General features: G+C 70.6%; 19 protein-coding genes. 6 read left to right on the top strand and 13 right to left on the bottom strand.

Going from position 1 to position 20,979, the window contains the following annotated elements; genetic code table 11:
* Window positions 1–69 precede the first annotated feature (69 nt).
* From OP04_RS37880 to OP04_RS37865, 4 genes are all read right to left on the bottom strand, one after another.
* The gene (locus tag OP04_RS37880) at window positions 70–369 is read right to left on the bottom strand and encodes a hypothetical protein (protein WP_033344773.1); all 300 of its coding nucleotides are present in this window, start codon (window positions 367–369) and stop codon (window positions 70–72) included.
* A 230-nt stretch (window positions 370–599) separates the two neighbouring features.
* Entirely contained in the window at window positions 600–3,167 is a 2,568-nt protein-coding gene (locus tag OP04_RS37875; protein ID WP_033344772.1) for a bifunctional acetate--CoA ligase family protein/GNAT family N-acetyltransferase, read from the bottom strand.
* On the bottom strand, window positions 3,168–4,382 hold the full coding sequence (locus OP04_RS37870; RefSeq protein WP_033344771.1) for an acetoin utilization protein AcuC: 1,215 nt from the start codon (window positions 4,380–4,382) through the stop codon (window positions 3,168–3,170). It abuts the gene before it with no gap.
* A gap of 56 nt (window positions 4,383–4,438) precedes the next feature.
* Window positions 4,439–5,056, bottom strand: coding sequence for a TetR/AcrR family transcriptional regulator (locus OP04_RS37865; RefSeq protein WP_033344770.1), 618 nt, complete (start codon window positions 5,054–5,056; stop codon window positions 4,439–4,441).
* Window positions 5,057–5,133: 77 nt separating this feature from the next.
* Between OP04_RS37865 and OP04_RS37860 the strand changes: the two genes are divergently transcribed.
* The 3 genes from OP04_RS37860 (at window position 5,134) to OP04_RS37850 (ending at window position 8,357) form a co-directional block, all read left to right on the top strand.
* Window positions 5,134–6,384 (top strand): alpha-amylase family protein, encoded by a 1,251-nt coding sequence (locus OP04_RS37860; protein WP_033344769.1) that lies wholly within the window; start codon window positions 5,134–5,136, stop codon window positions 6,382–6,384.
* Window positions 6,385–6,538: 154 nt separating this feature from the next.
* Window positions 6,539–7,714 (top strand): L-2-hydroxyglutarate oxidase, encoded by a 1,176-nt coding sequence (gene lhgO / locus OP04_RS37855; protein WP_033344768.1) that lies wholly within the window; start codon window positions 6,539–6,541, stop codon window positions 7,712–7,714.
* A gap of 73 nt (window positions 7,715–7,787) precedes the next feature.
* Window positions 7,788–8,357, top strand: coding sequence for a hypothetical protein (locus tag OP04_RS37850; RefSeq protein WP_157240906.1), 570 nt, complete (start codon window positions 7,788–7,790; stop codon window positions 8,355–8,357).
* 57 nt (window positions 8,358–8,414) lie between these two features.
* On the opposite strand, the gene OP04_RS37845 is transcribed toward OP04_RS37850, so the two are convergent.
* Window positions 8,415–9,095, bottom strand: a complete 681-nt coding sequence (locus OP04_RS37845; RefSeq protein ID WP_033344767.1) for a metal-dependent transcriptional regulator — start codon at window positions 9,093–9,095, stop codon at window positions 8,415–8,417.
* A gap of 106 nt (window positions 9,096–9,201) precedes the next feature.
* On the opposite strand from OP04_RS37845, the gene OP04_RS37840 reads away from it, so the two are divergent.
* Window positions 9,202–10,041, top strand: coding sequence for a sulfurtransferase (locus tag OP04_RS37840; RefSeq protein ID WP_033344766.1), 840 nt, complete (start codon window positions 9,202–9,204; stop codon window positions 10,039–10,041).
* 174 nt (window positions 10,042–10,215) lie between these two features.
* On the opposite strand, the gene OP04_RS37835 is transcribed toward OP04_RS37840, so the two are convergent.
* Genes OP04_RS37835 through OP04_RS37815 form a run of 5 tightly spaced genes read right to left on the bottom strand, consistent with a single transcriptional unit; the run spans window position 10,216 to window position 14,567 of the window.
* Entirely contained in the window at window positions 10,216–10,779 is a 564-nt protein-coding gene (locus OP04_RS37835; protein ID WP_033344765.1) for an NADPH-dependent FMN reductase, read from the bottom strand.
* Between the two features lie 4 nt (window positions 10,780–10,783).
* Window positions 10,784–11,518 (bottom strand): hypothetical protein, encoded by a 735-nt coding sequence (locus tag OP04_RS37830; RefSeq protein WP_157240904.1) that lies wholly within the window; start codon window positions 11,516–11,518, stop codon window positions 10,784–10,786.
* Window positions 11,518–12,366 (bottom strand): carbohydrate ABC transporter permease, encoded by an 849-nt coding sequence (locus tag OP04_RS37825; protein ID WP_033344764.1) that lies wholly within the window; start codon window positions 12,364–12,366, stop codon window positions 11,518–11,520. The genes OP04_RS37830 and OP04_RS37825 overlap by 1 nt, the downstream gene beginning before the upstream one ends.
* Before the next feature lie 57 nt (window positions 12,367–12,423).
* Entirely contained in the window at window positions 12,424–13,326 is a 903-nt protein-coding gene (locus tag OP04_RS37820) for a carbohydrate ABC transporter permease (protein ID WP_033344763.1), read from the bottom strand.
* Window positions 13,323–14,567: an ABC transporter substrate-binding protein gene (locus OP04_RS37815; protein WP_033344906.1), complete on the bottom strand. Its 1,245-nt coding sequence runs from the start codon at window positions 14,565–14,567 to the stop codon at window positions 13,323–13,325. The genes OP04_RS37820 and OP04_RS37815 overlap by 4 nt, the downstream gene beginning before the upstream one ends.
* 130 nt (window positions 14,568–14,697) lie before the next feature.
* Between OP04_RS37815 and OP04_RS37810 the strand changes: the two genes are divergently transcribed.
* Window positions 14,698–15,003, top strand: a complete 306-nt coding sequence (locus OP04_RS37810; RefSeq protein WP_033344762.1) for a putative quinol monooxygenase — start codon at window positions 14,698–14,700, stop codon at window positions 15,001–15,003.
* 26 nt (window positions 15,004–15,029) lie between these two features.
* Here OP04_RS37810 and OP04_RS37805 read toward each other — a convergent pair whose 3' ends face one another.
* Window positions 15,030–15,833 (bottom strand): hypothetical protein, encoded by an 804-nt coding sequence (locus OP04_RS37805; RefSeq protein WP_157240902.1) that lies wholly within the window; start codon window positions 15,831–15,833, stop codon window positions 15,030–15,032.
* A gap of 72 nt (window positions 15,834–15,905) precedes the next feature.
* Here OP04_RS37805 and OP04_RS50525 point away from each other — a divergent pair, with 72 nt between their 5' ends.
* Window positions 15,906–17,135 carry a Shedu anti-phage system protein SduA domain-containing protein gene (locus OP04_RS50525; protein WP_157240901.1) on the top strand — a complete coding sequence of 410 codons (1,230 nt, stop codon included), beginning with the start codon at window positions 15,906–15,908 and terminating at the stop codon, window positions 17,133–17,135.
* 61 nt (window positions 17,136–17,196) lie between these two features.
* Here the strand turns inward: OP04_RS50525 and OP04_RS37795 are convergent, their stop codons facing one another.
* Window positions 17,197–20,001 carry a vitamin B12-dependent ribonucleotide reductase gene (locus OP04_RS37795; RefSeq protein WP_033344904.1) on the bottom strand — a complete coding sequence of 935 codons (2,805 nt, stop codon included), beginning with the start codon at window positions 19,999–20,001 and terminating at the stop codon, window positions 17,197–17,199.
* Between the two features lie 178 nt (window positions 20,002–20,179).
* The gene (gene nrdR, locus OP04_RS37790; protein WP_051799693.1) at window positions 20,180–20,710 is read right to left on the bottom strand and encodes a transcriptional regulator NrdR; all 531 of its coding nucleotides are present in this window, start codon (window positions 20,708–20,710) and stop codon (window positions 20,180–20,182) included.
* Window positions 20,711–20,979 lie beyond the last annotated feature (269 nt).

The following is a 20,979-nucleotide window of genomic DNA, read 5'->3' as shown; positions in this document are numbered from 1 at the left end:
TCCCGGGTGGGGTCGCGGGGGGAGGCGAGTCGCCCGGGGCCGCGTTTGCGGTGGATGTGGCCTGTGTGGTCAACCAGTGGGGGCGGGACCGGGGACGCGCACGCCGCGAACCAGCTCCGCGCGGACCAGGACGTGGCGGACCTCGCCCTCCGCGCCGTGCGGATCGAGCTCGACGCCGGTCAGACCGAGCCACTCCAGTGCCGGGTAGGCCGCGGGGTCCGCGCCCAGCCGCGTGATGCGCAGCGTCAGCGGGCCGTTGCCGTAGCAGTAGTCGGTCTGCCTGATGCGCAGGACGTCACCCCTGCCGAGCAGGTGATCGGCGGCCGGCAGGCGTAACTCCAACTCGATCCGGACATCATGGTCAATCATCGCGTCGTCCTTCGGGCAGGCCGATGCAGTCGATGCAGCCGTGAATCTCAGACCCGGGCGGCCCGGGATTACCGGTTTCCGCTGGACGTCACGGTTCGACGGGGATCTCTCCGTCCACTATTGACTGACTATCCCGAGTAAACAAGTGGTCACCATGAGTCGATCAATGCGACTTTGAGCATCTGGTGCACACAAACCATGGAAGTTGCAAATTGCACCTCGTCCGGGTGTCAAGATCCGTCGCGCAGGCGCCTCGGACCCGGGTCGCCGCGCTCCCACGGGCTGCCGACCTGCACGGACGCGTGAAGTACGACGCAGCCGTCCGGGCGGGCGAGCACCGGATTGAGTGACAGCGAGCGGATCTCCGGGTGATCGTCGACCAGCCGGCCGACCCGGACCAGCAGATCCGCCAGCGCGGCCCGGTCCACCGGCGCGGCGCCCCGGAACCCCCGCAGCAGCGGCGCGCTGCGCGGCTCGTCGACCAGCGCGGCCGCGTCCAGGTCGGTGAGCGGCGCGGCGCGCCAGGCCCGGTCGCCGAGCAGCTCCATCGCCACGCCGCCCAGCCCGAAGCCGACGATCGGGCCGAACTGCGGGTCCTCCACCACCTCGATCACGCACGCGACGCCGGGCGCCACCATCGGCTGCACGATCACCTCGGCGCCGAACGGGGACAGCTCGCGGTAGGCGTCCGCCACGGCCTCGGCGGAGCCCAGGCCCAGCCGGACCGCGCCGAGGTCGATGCGGTGCCGCAGACCGCCGCCGGCCGCCTTGAGCGCCACCGGGTAACCGTGCGCGTCCGCGGCCGCGACCACGTCCTCGGCCGTGTGCACGGTGGTGGACGGGACCACCGGGATGCCGTAGGCGGCCAGCAGGTCGCGCGCGCTCGGCGTACCCCCGGCGATCAGGGCTTGTGCCTTGTCGCGCGCGATGTCGCGCAGGGGCGGGAGCACACCGGTGGGGCGGCGCAGCCAGTCGGCGTAGGTCACGACGCGGGCCAGCGCGCGGACCGCCTCCTCCACGGAGGGATAGGAGGGGACGCGGGCCGGGAGCGTGCCCGCGAGGAACATCGCGACCGTGGGCTTCTCCCCCGCCAGCGCCACGCTCGCCACGGCGGAGGCGAAGTCCGCGTCCTCGTCCGCGTGCTGACCGGGCAGCGGCGGCGCGAACACCGCGACCAGCGCGTCCACCCGGTCGTCCGTGGCCGCGTCGGCCAGCGTGTCCGCGAACTCGTGCGCGCCCGCGACCGGCGGCACGTCGTGCGGGTAGCCCTCGGCGAGCGTCAGGCCGGACGTGTGCACCGCGGCGGCCGCGAGCGTGGTCAGCGCGGACGAGTTGCCGACCACGCCGATCCGGCGACCGGCCGGCAGCGGCTGGTGCGCGAGCAGCACGCCCACGTCGAACATCTCTGCCACGGTGTCCACCCGGATCACGCCGGAGCGGGCGAACAGCGCGGTGACCGTGGCCGGGTCCAGGCCGGGCACGTCCGGCGCGAGCGCGGGCGGGCGCCGGGAGGACGCGACCGCGACCACCGGCTTGGTACGGCCGGTGCGGCGGGCCAGCCGGGCGAACTTGCGCGGGTTACCGAACGTCTCCAGGTAGAGCAGGATGACGTCGGTCGCGGGGTCGTCCTGCCAGTACTGCAGCAGGTCGTTGCCGGACACGTCCGCACGGTTGCCGGCCGAGACGAAGCTGGACAGGCCCAGCCCGCGCCGGTCCGCCGCGTCCAGCAGCGCCACGCCGAGCGCGCCGGACTGGCTGAAGAAGCCGACCCGGCCCGCGGTCGGCAGGTGCGGCGCGAGCGTGGCGTTCAGCCGGACCTCGGAGGACGTGTTCGCGATGCCGAGACAGTTCGGGCCGATCAGCCGCATGCCGGCGTCCCGGGCCGCGCGCAGCAGGTCACGCTGGGCCTCGGCACCCTCGGGACCGGTCTCCGCGAAGCCGGCCGAGACCACCACCAGGCCGCGCACGCCGGCGCGCGCCGCGTCCGCCACCACCTCACCGACCGCCTGCGGGGGCACCGCGACCAGCGCCAGGTCGATCTCGGTGCCCGCGTCCACGGCGCTGCGCAGCGCGGGCAGGCCGGCCACGCGCGCGGCCGTCGGGTGGATCGGCAGCACCGGGCCGGTGAAGCCGCCGTCGCGCAGGTGGGCCAGGAGCGCGGCGCCGATGCCCTGGCCGCTGGCGCTGGCGCCGTAGACCGCGACCGCGCGCGGCGAGAGCAACGGCCCGATCGAGCGGGCCTCGGTACGGTGCTCGCGGCGTTCCTGCACCTCGAGCGAGGCCTCGGTGGGCGCGATCGGGAACGTCAGGTGGACGACGCCGTCCTCGTACTTGCGCCGGATCGAGTAGCCCGCGTCCGCGAACACGCGCAGCATCGCGCCGTTGGCCGGCAGCACCTCGGCCACGAACCGGGTGATGCCCTCGCGCCGGGCGGCCGCGGCCAGGTGTTCCAGCAGCACGGAACCGATGCCGCGGCCCTGGTGCGCGTCCTCGACCACGAACGCGACCTCGGCCTCGGGGGAGTCCGCGCCGAGGCGTTCGTACCGGCCGACCGCGAAGATCAGATCGCCCTGCGTCATCACCAGCGCCTCGCGGTCGCGGTGGTCGACGTTGACGAAGCGGCGCAGGTCCCGCTCGGGGATCCGCGGGTACGGGCTGAAGTAGCGCAGGTAGCGGGTGCGCTCCGAGAAGCGGGAGTGCATGGCGACGATGGCCGGGCCGTCCTCCGGCCGTATCTGCCGCAGACGGGCCGTGCTGCCGTCGCTGAGCAGGACGTCCGCGGCGCGGGTGGCGCTCATTCAGTCCCTCGGATCGTGCGGGTCCAGGCCGTGCAGCGGGAACACGGCCCGGCGGGTGGCCATCACGGCGCGGTCCACGCCGTCCGGCTCGCCCTCGGGCTCCCAGGGCACGTGGCTCGGGTCGACGCCGTCGGTCATGGTCTCCGGGATCTCCGCGTCGCCCAGGTGGCCCTGCGAGATGCGCTGCCGGGCGAACGCGCGCCACTCCGGCGGCGTGGGCTTCGCGGGGTCCAGCGGTGCGCCGGTCGCGATCGCCAGCAGATGCGTCCAGGTACGCGGGACCACCTCGACCAGCGCGTAACCGCCGCCGCCGGTGGCCAGCCAGCGGCCGTCGCACAGTTCGTCGGCGAGCGCGCGAAACGCCAGGTAGGTGGCCCGCTGCCCGTCGACGGACAGGCGCAGGTCGGCCAGCGGGTCCAGCCGGTGCGCGTCCGCGCCGCACTGCGTCACCAGCAGTTGCGGCCGGAACGCGCGCAGCAGGCCGGGTACGACCGCGTGGAACGCGCGCTGCCAGCCGGGATCCGTGGTGCCGGGCGGGAGCGCGACGTTGACCGCGTAGCCCTCCGCGCCGGGCGCGCCGGTCTCGTCCGGGAAACCGGTGTTCGGGAACAGCGCGAGCGGCGTCTCGTGCAGGCTGATCGTGAGCACGCGCGGGTCGTCGTAGAACGCGGCCTGCACGCCGTCGCCGTGGTGCACGTCCACGTCCACGTAGGCGATGCGTTCCGCGCCCAGGTCGAGCAGGCGCGCGATCGCGATGGCCGGGTCGTTGTAGACGCAGAAGCCGGCGGCGCGGGCGGGCATGGCGTGGTGCAGGCCGCCGGCCACGTTGACCGCGCGGGTGGCCTCGCCCTTCCAGATCGCCTCGGCCGCGGCGACGGTGGCGCCGGCGATGCGCGCGCTGGCCTCGTGCATGTTCTCGAAGACCGGGTTGTCCGGGCTGTTCAGCCCGTAGCCGGAGAAGAAGGGGTCGTTGATGGCGGTGCGGACCGCCTCGATGTAGTCCTTGGTGTGGACGCGCTCGATCAGCGCGTCGTCCGCGACCGCCGGTGCGATCATCCGGACGCCGGGGCGCCGCAGGATGCCCAGCTCGCGGGCGAGCGCCATGGTGAGCTCCACCCGGACCGGGTTGAGCGGATGGTCGCCGAGGTCGTACTGCAGGAGGGACTCGTCCCAGACGACGACCGTGCCGGCTGAACCTGATGTCGGGCTCTCCATGCGGTCATCGTCGCACGCGGAAAAGCCGGACAGCGGACCAGCTGTGAGACTTCTATTCACAAACCCCGATGACCCGCCGCCCTGAGTGCGCCGTCAAGCGCGCCCAGCGCCTGCGCGGTGATCACGGCGCGGTCCGGCTCGGGGTAGCCGCGCTCGGCCCAGCGCAGGCAGGCCGTGTCCATGAAGCCGAGGTAGCCGTGCAGCGCGTAGTCCAGCGACGGGTCGTCGGTCTCCAGCATGGCGCGCATGAGCCGCACGTAGTACGCCCGGCTCTCGGTGCGCAGCTCGGTGGCGACCGGTGGCTCGCCACCGGGTGAGCGCAGCGGCGTGACCCAGCCGACCGCCCAGGTGGTGACCGTGTCCAGGTAGACGCGGATGCTCTCGGCCAGGCGGTCGCGCGGGGTCGCGGCCTCCGGAAGCGAGGCGTCCGCGACGCGCTGGCGGTCGAGCAGCAGCCGGACCGCCTCGCGGACCGTGGCCAGGTAGAGGCCGCTCTTGCTGCCGAAGTAGCGGTGGACCAGCGCCTCGGACGCGCCGGCCGTGTCCGCCACGCGGGCCACGGCGACCTGGTCGTAGGGCGTGGCGGCGAAGGCCTGGCCGGCGGCGGCGAGGATCGCCTCGCGGCGGGCCGCCTCGCCGAGCCGTTGCCGGGGGCGGCGATCAGTGCGGGTCACGGGAGTCACGCTACCGCCTTATTGAGCTAGGCTCAGTAGGTTCGTGAATCTTTCTTCGGTACATCTGGGGTGACCTCATGGGCTGGGTCGAGCACGCGATCTTCTGGCACGTCTACCCGCTCGGCTTCACCGGCGCGCCCCGCGAGGCCGGGCCGCTGGTGCACCGCCTGCCGCACCTGGAGCGCTGGCTGGACTACCTGCTCGCGCTGGGCTGCAACGGCCTGCAGCTGGGGCCGATCTTCGCGTCGTCCACGCACGGCTACGACACCGTCAATCATCTCGCGATAGATCCCCGCTTGGGCGACGATTCCGATTTCGACCGGTTGATGGCCGCCTGCCGGGAGCGCGGGATCCACGTGCTGCTGGACGGCGTCTTCCATCATGTCGGGCGGGAGTTCCCGCTGTTCCAGGCCGCGCTCGGCGGGTCGGCGGGCGCGGCGAGCTGGTTCCGCCGGGACGGGGACGGCTGGGCCACGTTCGAGGGGCACGACGCGCTGATCGCGCTCAACCATGAGTCGGAGGCGGTGCGCGGGCACGTCATCAAGGTGATGAACCACTGGCTCGACCGGGGTGCGTCCGGCTGGCGGCTGGACGCGGCCTACGCGGTGCCGCCGGAATTCTGGCGCGCGGTGCTGCCGGCCGTGCGCGAGCGGCACCCGGACGCGTGGATCGTCGGCGAGGTCATCCACGGCGCGGAGTACCGGGAGAAGGCCGGCCTGGACGCGGTCACCCAGTACGAGCTGTGGAAGGCGATCTGGAGCGCGCTCAACGACCGGAACCTGTTCGAGCTGTCCTGGGCGCTGGGGCGGCACAGCCCGGACACGATGACGTTCGTCGGCAATCACGACGTGACGCGGCTGGCGTCCCGGCTGACCGATCCGGCGCACCTCGGGCACGCGCTGGCCGTGCTGTTCACGGTCGCGGGCGTGCCGAGCGTGTACTACGGGGACGAGCAGGCGTTCCGCGGCGTCAAGGAGGAGCGGGCGGGCGGGGACGACGAGATCCGGCCCGCGTTCCCCGAGACGCCGGACGGGCTGGCGCCGTTCGGGGCGGAGGTGTTCCGCACGCATCAGCGGCTGATCGCGCTGCGGCGGCGGAATCCGTGGCTGGCGCGGGCGGAGACGACGGTGGCGCACCTGACGAACCGGCAGATCGCGTTGCGGGCCACGGACGGGCGGTCGGTGGTGGTGACGCTGCTGAACCTGGACGAGGCGCCCTACCGCTTCCCGGCGATGGACGGCGGGCTGCGGGTGGCGGAGGCGTCCGGGGACGGCGGCGGGGATCCGCTGCTGGTGCCGGGCGGTGGGTGGGCGGTGCTGGACTGCTGAACGATGACGGGCTCGGCGCGGGCCGGGTACGCGGCGGCCGTACCGATGAAGGATTTTGATCTTTTGCCTGGTGGAACGGGCCGACCGGTGGGTTAGCGGGATCGGGCGGCGCGGGTAGCGTCGCCGGTCGGGGATGATCGGCGCGAGGAGTGGCATGGCCGGGTATGTGGTGATCGGGGCGGGGATCGTCGGGCTGGCGACCGCCCATCGTCTGACGATCGAGAACCCGGGCGCGACGGTGACCGTGATCGACAAGGAGTCCCGGGTCGCGGCGCACCAGACCGGGCACAACTCCGGCGTGATCCACGCGGGCGTGTACTACAAGCCGGGCAGTCTGAAGGCCACGCTGTGCCGGGCCGGGAGCGCGTCGATGGTCGCGTTCGCGGAGGAGCACGGGATTTCCGTGGAGACCTGCGGGAAGCTGATCGTGGCGACGTCCGCCGACGAGCTGCCGCGGCTGACCGCGCTGTTCGACCGCGCGACCGCGAACGGGCTGCCGGTGCGCATGCTGTCCGCCACGGAGGCGCGTGAGTACGAGCCGCACGTGTCCGCGGTGGCGGCGATGCACGTGGCGTCGACCGGGATCATCTCCTACACGGCCGTCTGCGAGAAGCTCGCCGAGCTGGTCACGGCCGCGGGCGGGCGGATCATGCTGGGCACGACGGTCACCGGGATCGGCGGCGGCATCGTCGCCACCTCGGCCGGGGACGTGCCGGCCGATTTCGTCGTCAACTGCGCGGGGCTGCAGTCGGACCGGATGGCACGCCTCGCGGGCATCCGGCCGGCCGCGCGGATCGTGCCGTTCCGGGGCGAGTACTACGAGCTGCGCGAGGACCGCCGGCACCTGGTGAGCGGGCTGATCTATCCGGTGCCGGACCCGCAGTTCCCGTTCCTCGGCGTGCACCTGACCCGCATGATCGACGGCAGCGTGCACGCGGGGCCGAACGCGGTGCTGGCGACCGCGCGCGAGGGCTACTCGTGGGGGCGGTTCAGCGCGCGGGACCTGGCCGAGGTCGCGGCGTTCCCGGGCATGTGGCGGCTCGCGCGGCGGCACCTGCGGTACGGGCTGACCGAGGTGCGGCGGTCGCTGTCGAAGCCGCTGTTCGCGCGCGGCCTGGCCCGCCTGGTCCCGGAGATCACCGAGGCGGACCTGGTACCGTCCGAGGCCGGCGTGCGGGCGCAGGCGATCCTGCCCAGCGGCGAGCTGGTCGACGACTTCCTGATCGAGTCACGCGGCGGGCAGGTCCACGTGCTGAACGCGCCCTCGCCGGCCGCGACCAGTTCGCTGGAGATCGCAAAGCACATCGTCTCGCAACTCGCGGCCGTTTAGACCTGCGGGACTTTCGTCCGGGCCGCTCACCCCGTACGGTTTCCCGCGTCAAACCCGATTGTGAGGAGTGGACGTGCGCAACCGGTTCACGGCGGCAACGCTGGGCCTATTGCTGACCGCCGCACTGCTCACCGGCTGCAACCAGTCCGACAATGGTTCGGATGAGGGGCCGCCGGTGAAGGCGCGGGTCGACGACTCCCAGGCGGAGATCGCCGGCGGCGCCTGTGAGCTGCTCAACTTCGGCGTCGTGCACGACTTCCTGGACGTGGAGTTCAACGTGTCCGCGGCCGGGGAGCAGAAGGAGACGATCACCTGTGTCCTGCAGCAGGGCGACGCTCCGTGGCCGGATCTCAGCCTTGCGGTCAGTGAGACGTCGGCGGATGCGGACGTGTTCGCGTCCGATGTGAAGCCGGACGGCGCGGCGGCGGTAAAAGGCCTGGGAAAGGCCGCTTATCAGATCATCGCGGACCCGTCGGGTGAGCACGGGCCGTCCGCGGAGATCGGCTGGCTGTCCAGCAACGGTCGCATTCTGATGCTGCGATACACGTTCGCAAAAGATCAGCAGAAGGCGGCCGCCACCGATCTCGCACCGGTGCTGGTCGACATGGCGAAAGATCTCGACGCCACGCTGACGGCCGATTGATCCCGTCAATGCGAAAACCCCCGGCGCACACAATCGCGACCGGGGGTTCTCATTCAATTACGCAGCGGCGACAAACACGCGCGAAGCGACCTCGCGCGGAAGCTTGACCTTGTCGCCGGAGCGGCCGATGGTCACCGCGTCCCGCTCCTGGGCCACGGTCACGGTCGCGCCCGGGTCCACGCCCGCGGCATGCAGCTGGCGCAGCACATCCGCATTCGTCTGGACGCTCTCGCAGATGCGCGAGACCACGACGTCGCCGGTCAGGCCCGGGAACGCGAGGTTCCGCTCGCCCGGACGTGCGTCGTCGTCGGTCAGCCCGTCACCCAGTGCCTCCAGGCCCGGGATCGGGTTCCCGTACGGCGACCGGCTCGGGCGGTTGAGCAGCTCGAAGACCCGCTTCTCCACGGCGTCGCTCATCACGTGCTCCCAGCGGCAGGCCTCGTCATGGGCCTCCTCGTAGGGCATGCCGATGATGTTGACCAGGAGAAGCTCCGCAAGGCGGTGCTTGCGCATGACCGAGACGGCGTGCGAACGCCCCGCCTCGGTCAGGTGCAGATGGCGATCGTTCTCGACCCGCAGCAGCCCGTCCCGCTCCATGCGGGCGACGGTCTGACTGACGGTGGGGCCGCTCTGGTGCAGGCGCTCCGCGATTCGCGCACGGAGCGCGGGCACACCCTCCTCTTCGAGCTCGAGGATGGTCTTCAAATACATCTCGGTGGTGTCGACAAGGTCGTTCACGACGGCAGCCCTCCCTGGATGGCGATTCTACCTTGCGAACCCGGCACCAGACTTGGCCGCAGAATGGTAAGGGCAAGTGCCGAAGGGTGGTGTTGACTAGGGACTTGTGACCCTACCCGACGATCTTCTTATCGATTCCCGAGCGCTCGACTCACTGATGCGCTCCGGCACGCCGCCCACGCTCCTCGACGTCCGCTGGAGTCTGACCGGGCCGCCCGGCCGGGACGCGTACGAGGCCGGCCATCTGCCCGGCGCGGTCTTCGTCGACCTGGACGACTCGCTCAGCGGCCCACCCGGGGAGAACGGCCGTCATCCGCTGCCGTCGCCGGACGCGCTCCAGAAGGTCCTGCGTGCCGCTGGAGTGTCCGATTCCCGCCCCGTCGTCGTCTATGACGGAGGCGACCAGTGGGCTGCGGCACGCACCTGGTGGACGCTGCGCTGGGCCGGGCACCCGCACGTGCGCGTGCTGGACGGCGGGTTCGCGGCGTGGGGCGGGGACGTGACCTCCCTCGTGCCGGAGCCGGTCGCCGGCGACTTCACGGTGCGGCCCGGCGGGATGCCGGTGCTGGACGCGGCCGGTGCGGCGGCGACGGCCTCCGGTGGCGTGCTGATCGACGCACGGGCGCCGGAGCGGTACCGGGGCGAGGTCGAGCCGATCGACGCCGCGGCCGGGCACATCCCGGGCGCGGTCAACGTGCCGACCGCGGGGAACACCGGGGCGGACGGGCGGTTCCTGCCGGCCGCGGCGCTGCGTGAGCGGTTCGCGGAGGCCGGTGTCACGGCGGAGGCCCCCGCGGTGGGGGCGTACTGCGGGAGCGGCGTCACGGGCGCGCACACGGTGCTGGCGCTGCATCTGGCGGGGCGGGCGGACGCGGCGCTGTACGTGGGGTCCTGGAGCGAGTGGATCACCGACGAGAAGCGGCCGCGGGCGCTCGGGGCGGAGTAGGCGGTCCTCGCGGGGTGCCGCCGGCGCCGCTCGGTGATCGGGGCGTCCCTCATGTCGTCGGGGACGCCCCGATCACCGAGAAGGTGCGGCGTCTGAGCGGCGCGGTCTCTGAGCGGCACGATCCGACGCCGTTCGCGGCGACCGGCGCGGACGCGGGCTCGGGGTGCCCCGGGCTCAGCGCCCCCGCAACGGGCGCAACGCCCCCTCCAGCCGGACCAGCTCGTCGAGCATCGCCGTCGCGGAGTCGTCGATCGCGGTCGTGGAGCTGAACACGCCGTCCGCGATGTGTTTCGCGACGAACGGGATGATCACGGACTCGGAGAGCGGGATCATCTTCAGGTACTGCAGCACCGGCTTCAACGCCTGCGCCGACCGCACCCCACCGGCCACCGACCCGTAGCTGACCAGCCCGACCGGCTTGTGCTGCCACTCCGCGAAGAGATAGTCCAGCGCGTTCTTGATCGGCGCGGGATAGCCGTGGTTGTACTCCGGCGTCACGATCACGAACGCGTCGGCCGCGTCCACCTGCGCGCTCCACGTCTTCGTGTGCGCGTGCGTGTACTTGCGCAGCCGCGGATGATTCGGCTCGTCCATCAGCGGCAGCCCGATCTCGGCCAGGTCCGCCACCTGCACGTCGAAGCCGCCGTGCGCGGTCGCGCGGTCGGTGATCCAGCGGCCGACCGGCTCACCGGCGCGGACGGGGCGGGTGCTGGCGATGATCACGGTGAGCTGTGGCACGAGGCTAGCTTATGTCCGGATTGCGGCGTTCGACGGCGAGTGCGGCCATCAGCAGGCAGCCGGTCATGGGAATCGCGAGCGGCAGGAGCTGCCAGGTGGTCACCGCGAGCACGCCCAGCCCGGCGACCAGCAGCAGCGAGCCGCTCGGGTCCGCGAGCGCGCGCCGGGCCGCGCGCGCGATCAGCACCGGCCACGCGGGTCCGACGCATCGCCAGGCCGCGGCCGCGCGCAGCACGACCACCAGCAGCCCGGTTCCGGCGAGACCACAGATCACGGCGACCGGGAGCGCGCCGGGCAGGCCGCGCCGGACCGCGACCAGGTCCAGCGCGAGCACGGCCAGCGCGAGCACCAGCAGCACGCCCGGCGCCAGACCGCCGCGACGCAGGGAGATCAAGAGCCGGCGGGGGTACGCGGAGAGCGCGGTAGACCGCCCGTCCACGTGCGCGGCGAGGTGGTCGCAGCCCGCGCCGAGCGCCGGCAGCAGCGTGACCAGCGGGAGCGCCGCGATCAGCGTGAGCAGTCCGACCAGCACGCACTCCGCGAACAGCGCCAGCCGCTCCCCCGGCGCGACCCGCGAGCGTGCGCCGGACCGTTTCTCTCCCGGCGCGGCCTGCGAGCGCGCGCCGGACCGCTCCTCGCGCGCCGCAGTGGCGCCGGTCGCCGGATGATCTGCGCGAGTCCGGGGCGCACGCCCGGAGCGCTCCGCCGGCGCGGGCCGCGCTCTCCCCCGTACCCCCATCAGCCTTTGATCCCGGACGTGGAGACGCCCTCGATCAGGAAACGCTGGAAGACGAGGAAGAACAACAGGACCGGGAGCAGCGCGAGCATGGACATGGCGATGAGCGCGCCGTAGTCCGTGGCCTCGGTCTGGTCGATGTAGAGCTGCAGCGCGAGCGGCAGCGGGTACGTGTCCGGGGTCGAGAGGTAGATGAGCGGGCCGAAGAAGTCGTTCCAGGTCCAGATGAACGTGAAGATCGACGTGGTGATCAGCGCGGGGCGGGAGAGCGGCAGCACGATGTTCCAGAAGATGCGGGCGTGGCCGGCGCCGTCGATGGTCGCGGACTCGTCCAGCTCGTGCGGCAGCGTGCGCATGAACTGGACCAGCAGGAACACGAAGAACGCCTCGACCGCCAGGAACTTGCCGACCAGCAGCGGCACGTAGGTGTCGATCAGGTCCAGGCGCTGGAACACGATGTACTGCGGGATGATCAGCACGTGGAACGGCAGCAGCAGCGTGCTGATCATGAGTGCGAACAGCGCGCCGCGGCCCCGGAAGCGCACCCGGGCGAACGCGTAGGCGGCCGGCGCGCTGGAGATCACGGTCCCGGCCACGGACACCACGGCCAGCAGCAGTGAGTTGCCGAACAGGCGCCACACGCTGATCCCGCCGACGCCCTCTGCCGCGGTGGCGTAGTTGCGCGTGGTGGGCGGCGCGGGCAGCAGGTCGAGGTCGCCGATGATGCTCCGCGAGTCCTTGAACGACGAGCTGATCATCCAGAACACCGGGTAGAGCACGACGACGAGCAGCAGGATCGCGCCCGCGTGCCACAGAAGTCGCTTCGCCGCGGCCTTTCCCCCGCTCGTCACGGCTTCTCCCCGCTCGTCACGGCTTCTCTCCGCTCGGCATGGGCGACTCCCCGCTCGTCACGGCTTCTCCCCCGCGTAGTGGACCCAGACGCGGCTGGTGCGGAACAACAACGCGGTGATCAGGCCGACGCCGAGCACGAGCATCCAGGCCATCGCGGACGCGTACCCCATGCGGAAATCACTGAAGCCCTTGTCGTAGAGGTAGACCGTGTAGACGAGCGTGGACCCGGCCGGGCCGCCGCCCCCGCCGACGCCGGTCGCGATCACGAACGCGGACGTGAACACCTGGAACGCGCCGATGATCTCCAGCAGCAGGTTGAAGAAGATGACCGGCGAGAGCATCGGCAGCGTGACCGCGCGGAACCGCCGCCACGGCCCGGCGCCGTCGACCGCGGCCGCCTCGTAGAGCTCGGCCGGGATCTGCTTCAGGCCGGCCAGGAAGATCACCATCGGGCCGCCGAACTGCCACGCGGCCAGCAGCACCAGCATCGGCAGCGACCACTGCGGGCGGCCGACCCAGCCGCCGGTGTGCAGGCCGATCGCGCCGAGGCCCCGGTCGACGATCGCGCCGTCCGAGAAGATGCTCTTCCAGACCAGCGACAGGCTGACACTGGCACCGATCAGCGACGGCGCGTAGAACGCGGACCGGTACAGTCCCTGACCCCGGCGCGGTTGATTCAAGAGCAGGGCAACCCCGAGGGCGGCAAGCATCTTCAGGGGTACGGCGAGCGCCACGTACCCCCCGGTGACCCTGACGGATTGCAGGTAGCGGGGGTCGTCGAACATCCGCCGGTAGTTCTCCAGCCCGATCCACTCCGGCGCGTCGAACAGGTTGTAGTCGGTGAAGGACAGGTAGAGCGAGGCGAGCATCGGGCCGATCGTGAGCAGCAGCATGCCGAGCAGCCACGGCGTGAGGAAGAGCAGCCCGGCTCCGGCGTCGCCGTGGCGCGTCCTGGTCATCCGGCCAGCGCGTCCTCGGCCTCGGCGAAGAACGCGTCGACCGCGTCCGGGACCGCGGAACGGCCGTAGCTGATCTCGTCCGCGATCCGGAGGAACGCGGCCTCGACCGTGCCGGCGCCCTTCGGCGGCGCGGGCGGCGCCTGCTGCAGCAGCGGCGCGATGGCCTCCTCGTAGGCCGCGATGGCCGCGGCCGGGCCCTCCAGCACCGCGGCCTTGCGCTGCGCGTTGGTGGCCGGGATGCCGCGGTTGCTGCCGAAGATCCTGCCGACCTGCGGGTCGTTGATCAGGAAGCTGATCAGCTTGGCGGACTCCTCCGGGTGGTCCGTGCGCGCGGACGCGGAGAGCAGCATCGCGGGCTTGAGGTACTGACCGGTGGCGCCGGGCGTGATCACCGGGACCGGTCCGATCTTGAGTTCGGCGTCGGTCTCGCCGGCGTAGCGGGCGAAGAAGTTGTCCCAGCGGAACTCGGTGGCGATCAGGTCCTTGACGATCGGCGAGGCGGGCTCGATCTGGGCGACCTTCTCCGCCGGGATGAACCGGCCGTCGTCGATGTACTGCTTGCCGACGGTCCAGTACGCGATCAGCTGGTCCCTGGTGAAGCCGAGCGTGCCGTCCTCGGTGTAGAGCCGGCCGCCCTGCTGGAGCAGCCAGGACTCGAAGCTGTAGATCACCGAGCGGTAGTTGCTGCCGCCGTAGGTCTTGCCCTTCTTCGACACCGTGTCGAGCAGCGCGTGGTACTGATCCCAGGTGATGCCGTCCTTCGGCTCCTCGACGCCGGCGTCCTTGAGCAGCGCCGGGTTGTAGAACATGCACCAGGTGTTGCCGCCGGTCGGGACGCCGTAGAGCGCGCCGTCCACCTCGCCGACGCCCTGGAACGCGGGGATCAGGTCGCCGACGTTCACGTCCGTCTTCTTGAGGTCGAGCAGGACGTTGCGGTCCGCGTACTCCCGCAGGTAGGCGAAGTCCATCTGGAGCACGTCCGGCGCGTTGCCGCCGGCGGTCTCGGTCGCCATCTTCTGCCAGTACGCCTCGAACTCCTGGAAGCTCGGCGTGACCTTGATCGTCGGATTCGCGGCCTGGAAGAGGTCGATCGACTGCTGCATGAGCGCGGCGCGGTCCGCGTTGCCCCACCACGAGAAGCGGAGCGTGACAGTGCCGCCCGCATCGTCGTCGCCGCCGCACGCGGTCAGGCCGGCGGCCAGCAGGATCGCCGCGGCAAGCGCTGTCCCGAATCGTCGCATCGACGCCCCCATTGATCTGTTTCGATCAGAGGCTAGGGGTTGATGTGATGCCCGTCAATGTCCGGATCGGGCCGCGGAAATCTTCGTACGATCGACCGTGACCGGGGGAAAGATCGGAAGGGGTGGCAGGATGACGGTTACCAAGGGACTGCTCGTGCGGCTGGAGGCGAAACCGCAGAAGGAGGACGAGGTCGAGCGCTTCCTCGAGGCGGCCATCGGGCCGGTGATGGACGAGGCCGGGACGACAGCCTGGTTCGCGATGCGGATGGGCCCGCAATCGTTCGGCATCTTCGACGCGTCGCCGGACGAGGCAGGGCGGCAGGCACACCTCTCCGGGCAGGTCGCCGCCGCGCTCCTGGCCCGCGCGCCGGAGCTGTTCACGCAGCCGCCGAGCATCGAGAAGGTCGACGTGCTGGCGAGCAAGCTGCCCGCCTGAGCGGATTCGCCCCGGCGCGCGTTCTGCTACGCGTAGATCTCGTTGAGCGCGGCCGGGGCCTTCTCCGCGGCCGGCGCGCTCGGGGCGTTCGCCGTGCCGTACTCGCTGAAGCTGATCTTCTGCACGTAGGCCGGCGTCTTCTCGGTCTTCTCGAACGTCCAGACCAGCTCCGAGATGCGGTTCCGGTCGTCCAGCTTCGCCGTGAACGCGATCGACTTCGCGGCGTCGCCCAGGTTCTGCACGAGCGTCTCGGTCTGCGGGTTCGGGTTGCCCTCGGCCGCGACCGAGAAGTCGAACGTGCCGCGGAACGCCTTGTCGCCGTCCCGCTCCGCCGTGACCACCGAGCTGTGGAAGTTCGGCTGGACCGGCGACAGCTCCTCGAACGTGTAGTCGAGCTTCTTCGCGACGGCGGTGTCCACCTCGTACCAGGTGCCGGCCTTGATGCCGAGCCGCTCGTTGCCCTCGGACCCGAGGTCCATCCGCACGAACGTCTTCCCGTCCGCGAAGATCGTGTCCGTGGTGAACGCGTTGCCGTCCACCTCGCCGACGTTGTGCGTGCTCGCGGACTTGGTCGGCGCGTAGACGATCCCGGTCGACTCGGTGCCGGACACGTTCACCGAGTACGCGTAGTGCCCGGCCTCCAGCGCCTTGTACGAGGCGAGGAACGCCTCCTTCGGGTCGGCCGGCGTGGTCACGGGCGCGGCCGCGGTCGCCTCGGCCCCGGCAGGCCCGCCCGATCCACCGGTGTCGCCGGTCCCACCGCACCCGGCGGCGACGCCCAGCACGGTGACGGCGGAGATCATGGCGAAGGTGGTCCTCAAGGACTTCACGTACGTGACTTTCCGTAGCAGGGCTGGAGGCTGGAAAACCTCCTAGCAGGCTAAACCAGCCCCGCAACCCGCGTGATCACGATCACTTTAAGCAACACAGGCGTTTTCGTCACACCCAATTTCTACTGTGGACACATGCGCGTACGATCCGATTTCTCCCTCCGGCTCCTCCTCGACAAGATCATCGAGCTGGGTGTCTCGGACCATGTCCGGAACCTGGTCGAGGATTCCCGTCGGCACATGGGCGATCGCAGCCCCTACCGCGGCGGGAAGACGCTGACAGACCTGTTGCGCCAGGCGATCGCGGCGGCTCGCGAGGAAGACGACGGGGACACCGCGGAACGGCTGGAAGACGCGCTGTCGTACTCCTCGGGTGTCATGCTCGGCCCCGACCTCGAGATCAAGTACCAGCTGCTCTCCCACTCGCGGGAGATTCATGGGAACGTGCTGCGATCCACCCTGTCCAGCGCCGCGATCTGGTTCGGCGACGGGGCTCGCACCTTCCTGAAGGACAAGCCGCAGGCGTCCGTGAACGACCTGCTGACGTTCCTGGACGGCCTACGGAGCATGGAGGTGCGCGAGCACCCTGATGCCCCGGGAACCTACTCGGCGATTCGCGGGACCCGCGAGACCATGACATGGCTGGAAGAGACGTTCCGGGATCGGCTTCGATTCCAGCCCGGCATCGGTGACGCGGTGGCGGCAGCGACGCCGGCATCGGCATCGGCATCGGTCGAGGAACTCGCCGACGCTGTCCTGCTCCGCGCCCGACGGCGTGCGCTGGACGACTTCCGGGCCGTGGTCCTCAACCGGCACAGCAGCGAGCGCGACCTGCAACGGGCGCTCGAGAACAACATCTGGATCTTCGGCGGTACGTATCTGACGCCGCACGGCCCGCGACGGATCAGCCGCGGCATCGAGCTCGATCTGACGCTTCTCCGGCCGGACGGCACCGTGCACGTCGTGGAACTCAAGCGGGCCGCCGTGCCGATCCTCACCCATCAACGCGGCCGGTACGTCCCGACGAACGAGGTGCACCGCGCCATGACCCAAACGATCAACTACCTAGTCACCCTCGATGAGGACCGCGCATCCCTCACCGCACGGGGAATCGACGTCCGACGCGCCTCGGCCACGGTGATCATCGGACATCCCGACTTCGAGCACAGTGCGAGCGAGCCCGAGGTCGACGAGGCGCTGCGGATCTACAACAGCCACCTGTCACGGGTCGAGGTCGTGACGTACAAGCAGCTCATCGACCGCGCCGCCCAATCGCTGCGCATGGTGCCGGTCGTCGAATGAACAGAATGCCTCCCACCCGCGTTCGGGTGGGAGGCATTCGCGCTACCTAAGCGGTACGGCGTCAGCTGCAGCCGGACGTGGAGCCGCAGCCCTCGCAGACGTAGCAGCTGCCGGCGGGGCGCATCTTGGTGCCGCAGGTGAAGCAGAGCGGCGCGTCGGCGGAGCGGCCCTGGACCAGCTCCAGCAGCTCCGTGTTGGTGCGGGCCTGGATCACCGGCTGGGGCTGGGACGGGACCTTCGCCTCGGCCTTCGGCGCCTCGGCGACCGGCTCCGGGGCCTTGGTGGGCACCGGGGCGGACGCGGCCATGCCGGCCAGGTCGACGGCGGCGTCCTGCTCGGCCTGGACCTGGGCCGCACGCTCGCGCGCGGTCAGGATGCCCAGGTCGGAGCGGGACTCGAAGTCCAGATAGTCCAGCGCCAGGCGACGGAAGATGTAGTCCATCACCGAGGACGCCATGCGGATGTCCGGGTCGTCCGTCATGCCGGCCGGCTCGAAGCGCATGTTGGTGAACTTGCTGACGAACGTCTCCAGCGGGACGCCGTGCTGAAGCCCTATCGAGATGGCCACCGAGAAGGCGTCCATCACGCCGGCCAGCGTCGAGCCCTGCTTCGACATCTTCAGGAAGACCTCGCCGAGGCCGCCGTCCGGGTAACCGGACGCGGTGAGGTAGCCCTCCGCGCCGGCGACCGAGAACGAGACGGTCTGCGAGGAGCGCTTCTTGGGGAGGCGCTTGCGGACCGGCCGGTACTCGACGACCTTCTCGACGACCTTCTCCACCACGGTCTCGACCGGGGCGGCGGCCTCCGGCTTCTTCAGCGCGGAGAGCGGCTGGCCGACCTTGCAGTTGTCGCGGTAGATCGCGAGCGCCTTCAGGCCGAGCTTCCAGCCCTGGAAGTACACCTCCTCGACCTCTTCGACGGTCGCCTCCTCGGGCATGTTGACCGTCTTGGAGATCGCGCCGGAGATGAACGGCTGGACGCCGGCCATCATGCGCACGTGGCCCATCGGGGAGATGGACCGCGCGCCCATCGCGCAGTCGAAGATCGAGTAGTGCTCCGGCTTGAGGCCGGGGGCGTCGATCACGTGGCCGTGCTCGCCGATGTGCTCGACGATCGCCTCGACCTGCTCCTCCTGGTAGCCGATGCTGCGCAGCGCGCGCGGGACCGTCTGGTTGACGATCTGCATCGAGCCGCCGCCGACCAGCTTCTTGAACTTGACGAGCGCCAGGTCCGGCTCGATGCCGGTGGTGTCGCAGTCCATCATCAGGCCGATGGTGCCGGTCGGCGCGAGCACGGAGGCCTGCGCGTTACGCCAGCCGTTCGTCTCACCGATCTTGTTGCCGAGCGTCCACTGCTCGCCGGCCGCCTCGCGGATCGCGTCGGAGACCGTGCTGAACGCCCTTATGTCGTCGTTCGCCGCGGCGTGCTTGCGCATGACGCGCTGGTGCGCCTTGGCGTTGCGGGCGTAGCCGTCGTAGGCGCCCACGATGCCGGCCAGCTCGGCCGAGCGGCGGTACGCGGTACCGGTCATCAGCGACGTGATGGCGCCGGCCACGGTGCGGCCGCCGTCCGAGTCGTAGGGCAGGCCGGACGCCATCAGCAGTGCGCCGAGGTTGGCGTAGCCGATGCCGAGCTGCCGGTACGCCCGGGTGGTGGCACCGATCCGCTCGGTCGGGAAGTCGGCGAAGCAGATCGAGATGTCCATCGCGGTGATGATGAACTCGACCGACTTGACGAACTTCTCGATCTCGAAGCCGCCGTCGGCCTTGAGGAACTTCATCAGGTTCAGCGAGGCCAGGTTGCAGGACGAGTCGTCCAGCGACATGTACTCCGAGCACGGGTTCGAGGCGGTGATCCGCCCGGTCTCCGGGTTCGTGTGCCAGTCGTTGATCACGTCGTCGTACTGGATGCCCGGGTCGGCGCACTCCCACGCGGCGAGCGCGACCTTGCGGAACAGGCTCTTCGCGTTGACGGTCGAGATGACCGAGTTGTCGGACCGGCTGCGCAGGCCGAACTCGGTGTCGTTCTCGACCGCGGTCATGAAGTCGTCCGAGACGCGGACCGAGTTGTTCGCGTTCTGGTACTGCACGGAGACGATGTCGGCGCCGCCCAGGTCCATGTCGAAGCCGGCGTCCCGCAGCGCGCGGATCTTGTCCTCCTCGCGCGCCTTGGTCTCGACGAACTCCTCGATGTCCGGGTGGTCGATGTCGAGGATGACCATCTTCGCCGCGCGCCGGGTGGCGCCGCCCGACTTGATCGTTCCGGCGGACGCGTCCGCGCCACGCATGAAGCTGACCGGGCCGGACGCGGTGCCGCCGCTGGAGAGCAGCTCCTTGGAGGAACGGATCCGGGAGAGGTTCACGCCGGAGCCGGAGCCTCCCTTGAAGATCAGGCCCTCCTCCTTGTACCAGTCCAGGATCGAGTCCATCGAGTCGTCGACGGAGAGGATGAAGCACGCGCTGACCTGCTGCGGCGACGTGGTGCCGACGTTGAACCAGACCGGCGAGTTGAAGCTGAACACCTGGTGCAGCAGCATCCAGGTCAGCTCGTGCTCGAAGATCTCGGCATCGTCCGTCGTCGCGAAATAGCCGTACTTTTCGCCCGCGGCGCGATACGTCTTCGCGACCCGGTCGATGAGCTGCTTGAGCGACCACTCACGCGCCGGGGTCCCCACCGCTCCCCGGAAATACTTCGTGGTGACGATGTTCGCGGCGTTGACGCTCCACGACGTCGGGTACTCCACGCCGCGCTGCTCGAAGTTGATCGAGCCGTCGCGCCAGTTCGTCATGACGACGTCGCGGCGCTCCCACTCGACCTCGTCATACGGGTGGACACCCTCCGTGGTCCAGACCCGCTCGACGGACAGACCCTTGAGGTCCTTCGAGTCCTTGGGCGCGGAGCCGTTGCTCTGCGTCGCCCGGACCCGCCCCTTGCCCGTCGTCGCGTTGCCTGTGGACGCGTTGTCCCCGGCCAATGTGCTTCCCCCTCGGCTAGCCGCGGCCCGACGCCGCGTTTACATCAAATCCTTGAAACCCTCGAAACCATCAGACGGTACGGCTGGCGGCCGCCGCTTCCGGTTCCTCGACGGTGGCTGTGCCGCCGCCCTGCTCGCGCGCGGCCTCGCGCGCGAGCGCCTCGTCACGCAACGTCTCGATCTCGCGCTCGAAATCCCCCAGCGAGTCGAACGACCGGTAGACGCTGGCGAACCGCAGGTAAGCCACGACGTCAAGCTCCCGCAACGGGCCGAGGATCGCGAGACCCACCTCGTTGCTCGGGATCTCCGCCGCGCCCCGCGACCGGACCGCGTCCTCCACCCGCTGGGCGAGCAGCGCCAGCGCGTCCTCGGTGACCGGGCGGCCCTGGCAGGCCTTGCGGACGCCGTTGGCGATCTTCGTCCGGCTGAACGGCTCGGTCACGCCACTGCGCTTCACGACCGCGAGAACGGCCTCCTCGACCGTCGTGAAGCGCTTGCCGCACTCCGGGCAGGACCGCCGCCGGCGGATCAGCTGACCGTCATCGGCCTCGCGGGAATCGACCACCCGGGAGTCGGCGTGCCGGCAATACGGACAGCGCATTGTCGGCGCCCCCTTCCCCCGCGGTAGGGCCGGCTCCCCCTCCAGCCTTACCCCGCGCACGCCGGACCGCAGCGAAAACGCCCGGTTGCGCCGGGCGGCCGCTGTGGTGAACAGGCTGGGAAGGTGGGGGTGAGGACCCCTACCAGTTGATGACTTACACCCGTGTCACTACTAGATGTTGTGACCGTAGGCCCCCCACGCCACAGATGCAAGCTCACCCGCCGCAACGGTCACAACTGTGCCTGCGGTCTCAACACCCGCGGTGGGAG

It is taken from the genome of Catenuloplanes japonicus, from assembly GCF_000717135.1.
Taxonomy (GTDB): Bacteria; Actinomycetota; Actinomycetes; order Mycobacteriales; family Micromonosporaceae; genus Catenuloplanes; species Catenuloplanes japonicus.
The sequence above is the reverse complement of the archived record's forward strand: the minus strand, read 5'-3'. Positions and strand labels throughout refer to the sequence as shown.

Bases quoted from the DNA above. Each gene is read 5' to 3' on its own strand.
- OP04_RS37880 (WP_033344773.1), bottom strand. From the start codon at position 369: ATGATTGACCATGATGTCCGGATCGAGTTGGAGTTACGCCTGCCGGCC.
- OP04_RS37875 (WP_033344772.1), bottom strand. From the start codon at position 3,167: ATGAGCGCCACCCGCGCCGCGGACGTCCTGCTCAGCGACGGCAGCACG.
- OP04_RS37870 (WP_033344771.1), bottom strand. From the start codon at position 4,382: ATGGAGAGCCCGACATCAGGTTCAGCCGGCACGGTCGTCGTCTGGGAC.
- OP04_RS37860 (WP_033344769.1), top strand. From the start codon at position 5,134: ATGGGCTGGGTCGAGCACGCGATCTTCTGGCACGTCTACCCGCTCGGC.
- lhgO (WP_033344768.1), top strand. From the start codon at position 6,539: ATGGCCGGGTATGTGGTGATCGGGGCGGGGATCGTCGGGCTGGCGACC.
- OP04_RS37830 (WP_157240904.1), bottom strand. From the start codon at position 11,518: ATGGGGGTACGGGGGAGAGCGCGGCCCGCGCCGGCGGAGCGCTCCGGG.
- OP04_RS37820 (WP_033344763.1), bottom strand. From the start codon at position 13,326: ATGACCAGGACGCGCCACGGCGACGCCGGAGCCGGGCTGCTCTTCCTC.
- OP04_RS37815 (WP_033344906.1), bottom strand. From the start codon at position 14,567: ATGCGACGATTCGGGACAGCGCTTGCCGCGGCGATCCTGCTGGCCGCC.
- OP04_RS37810 (WP_033344762.1), top strand. From the start codon at position 14,698: ATGACGGTTACCAAGGGACTGCTCGTGCGGCTGGAGGCGAAACCGCAG.
- nrdR (WP_051799693.1), bottom strand. From the start codon at position 20,710: ATGCGCTGTCCGTATTGCCGGCACGCCGACTCCCGGGTGGTCGATTCC.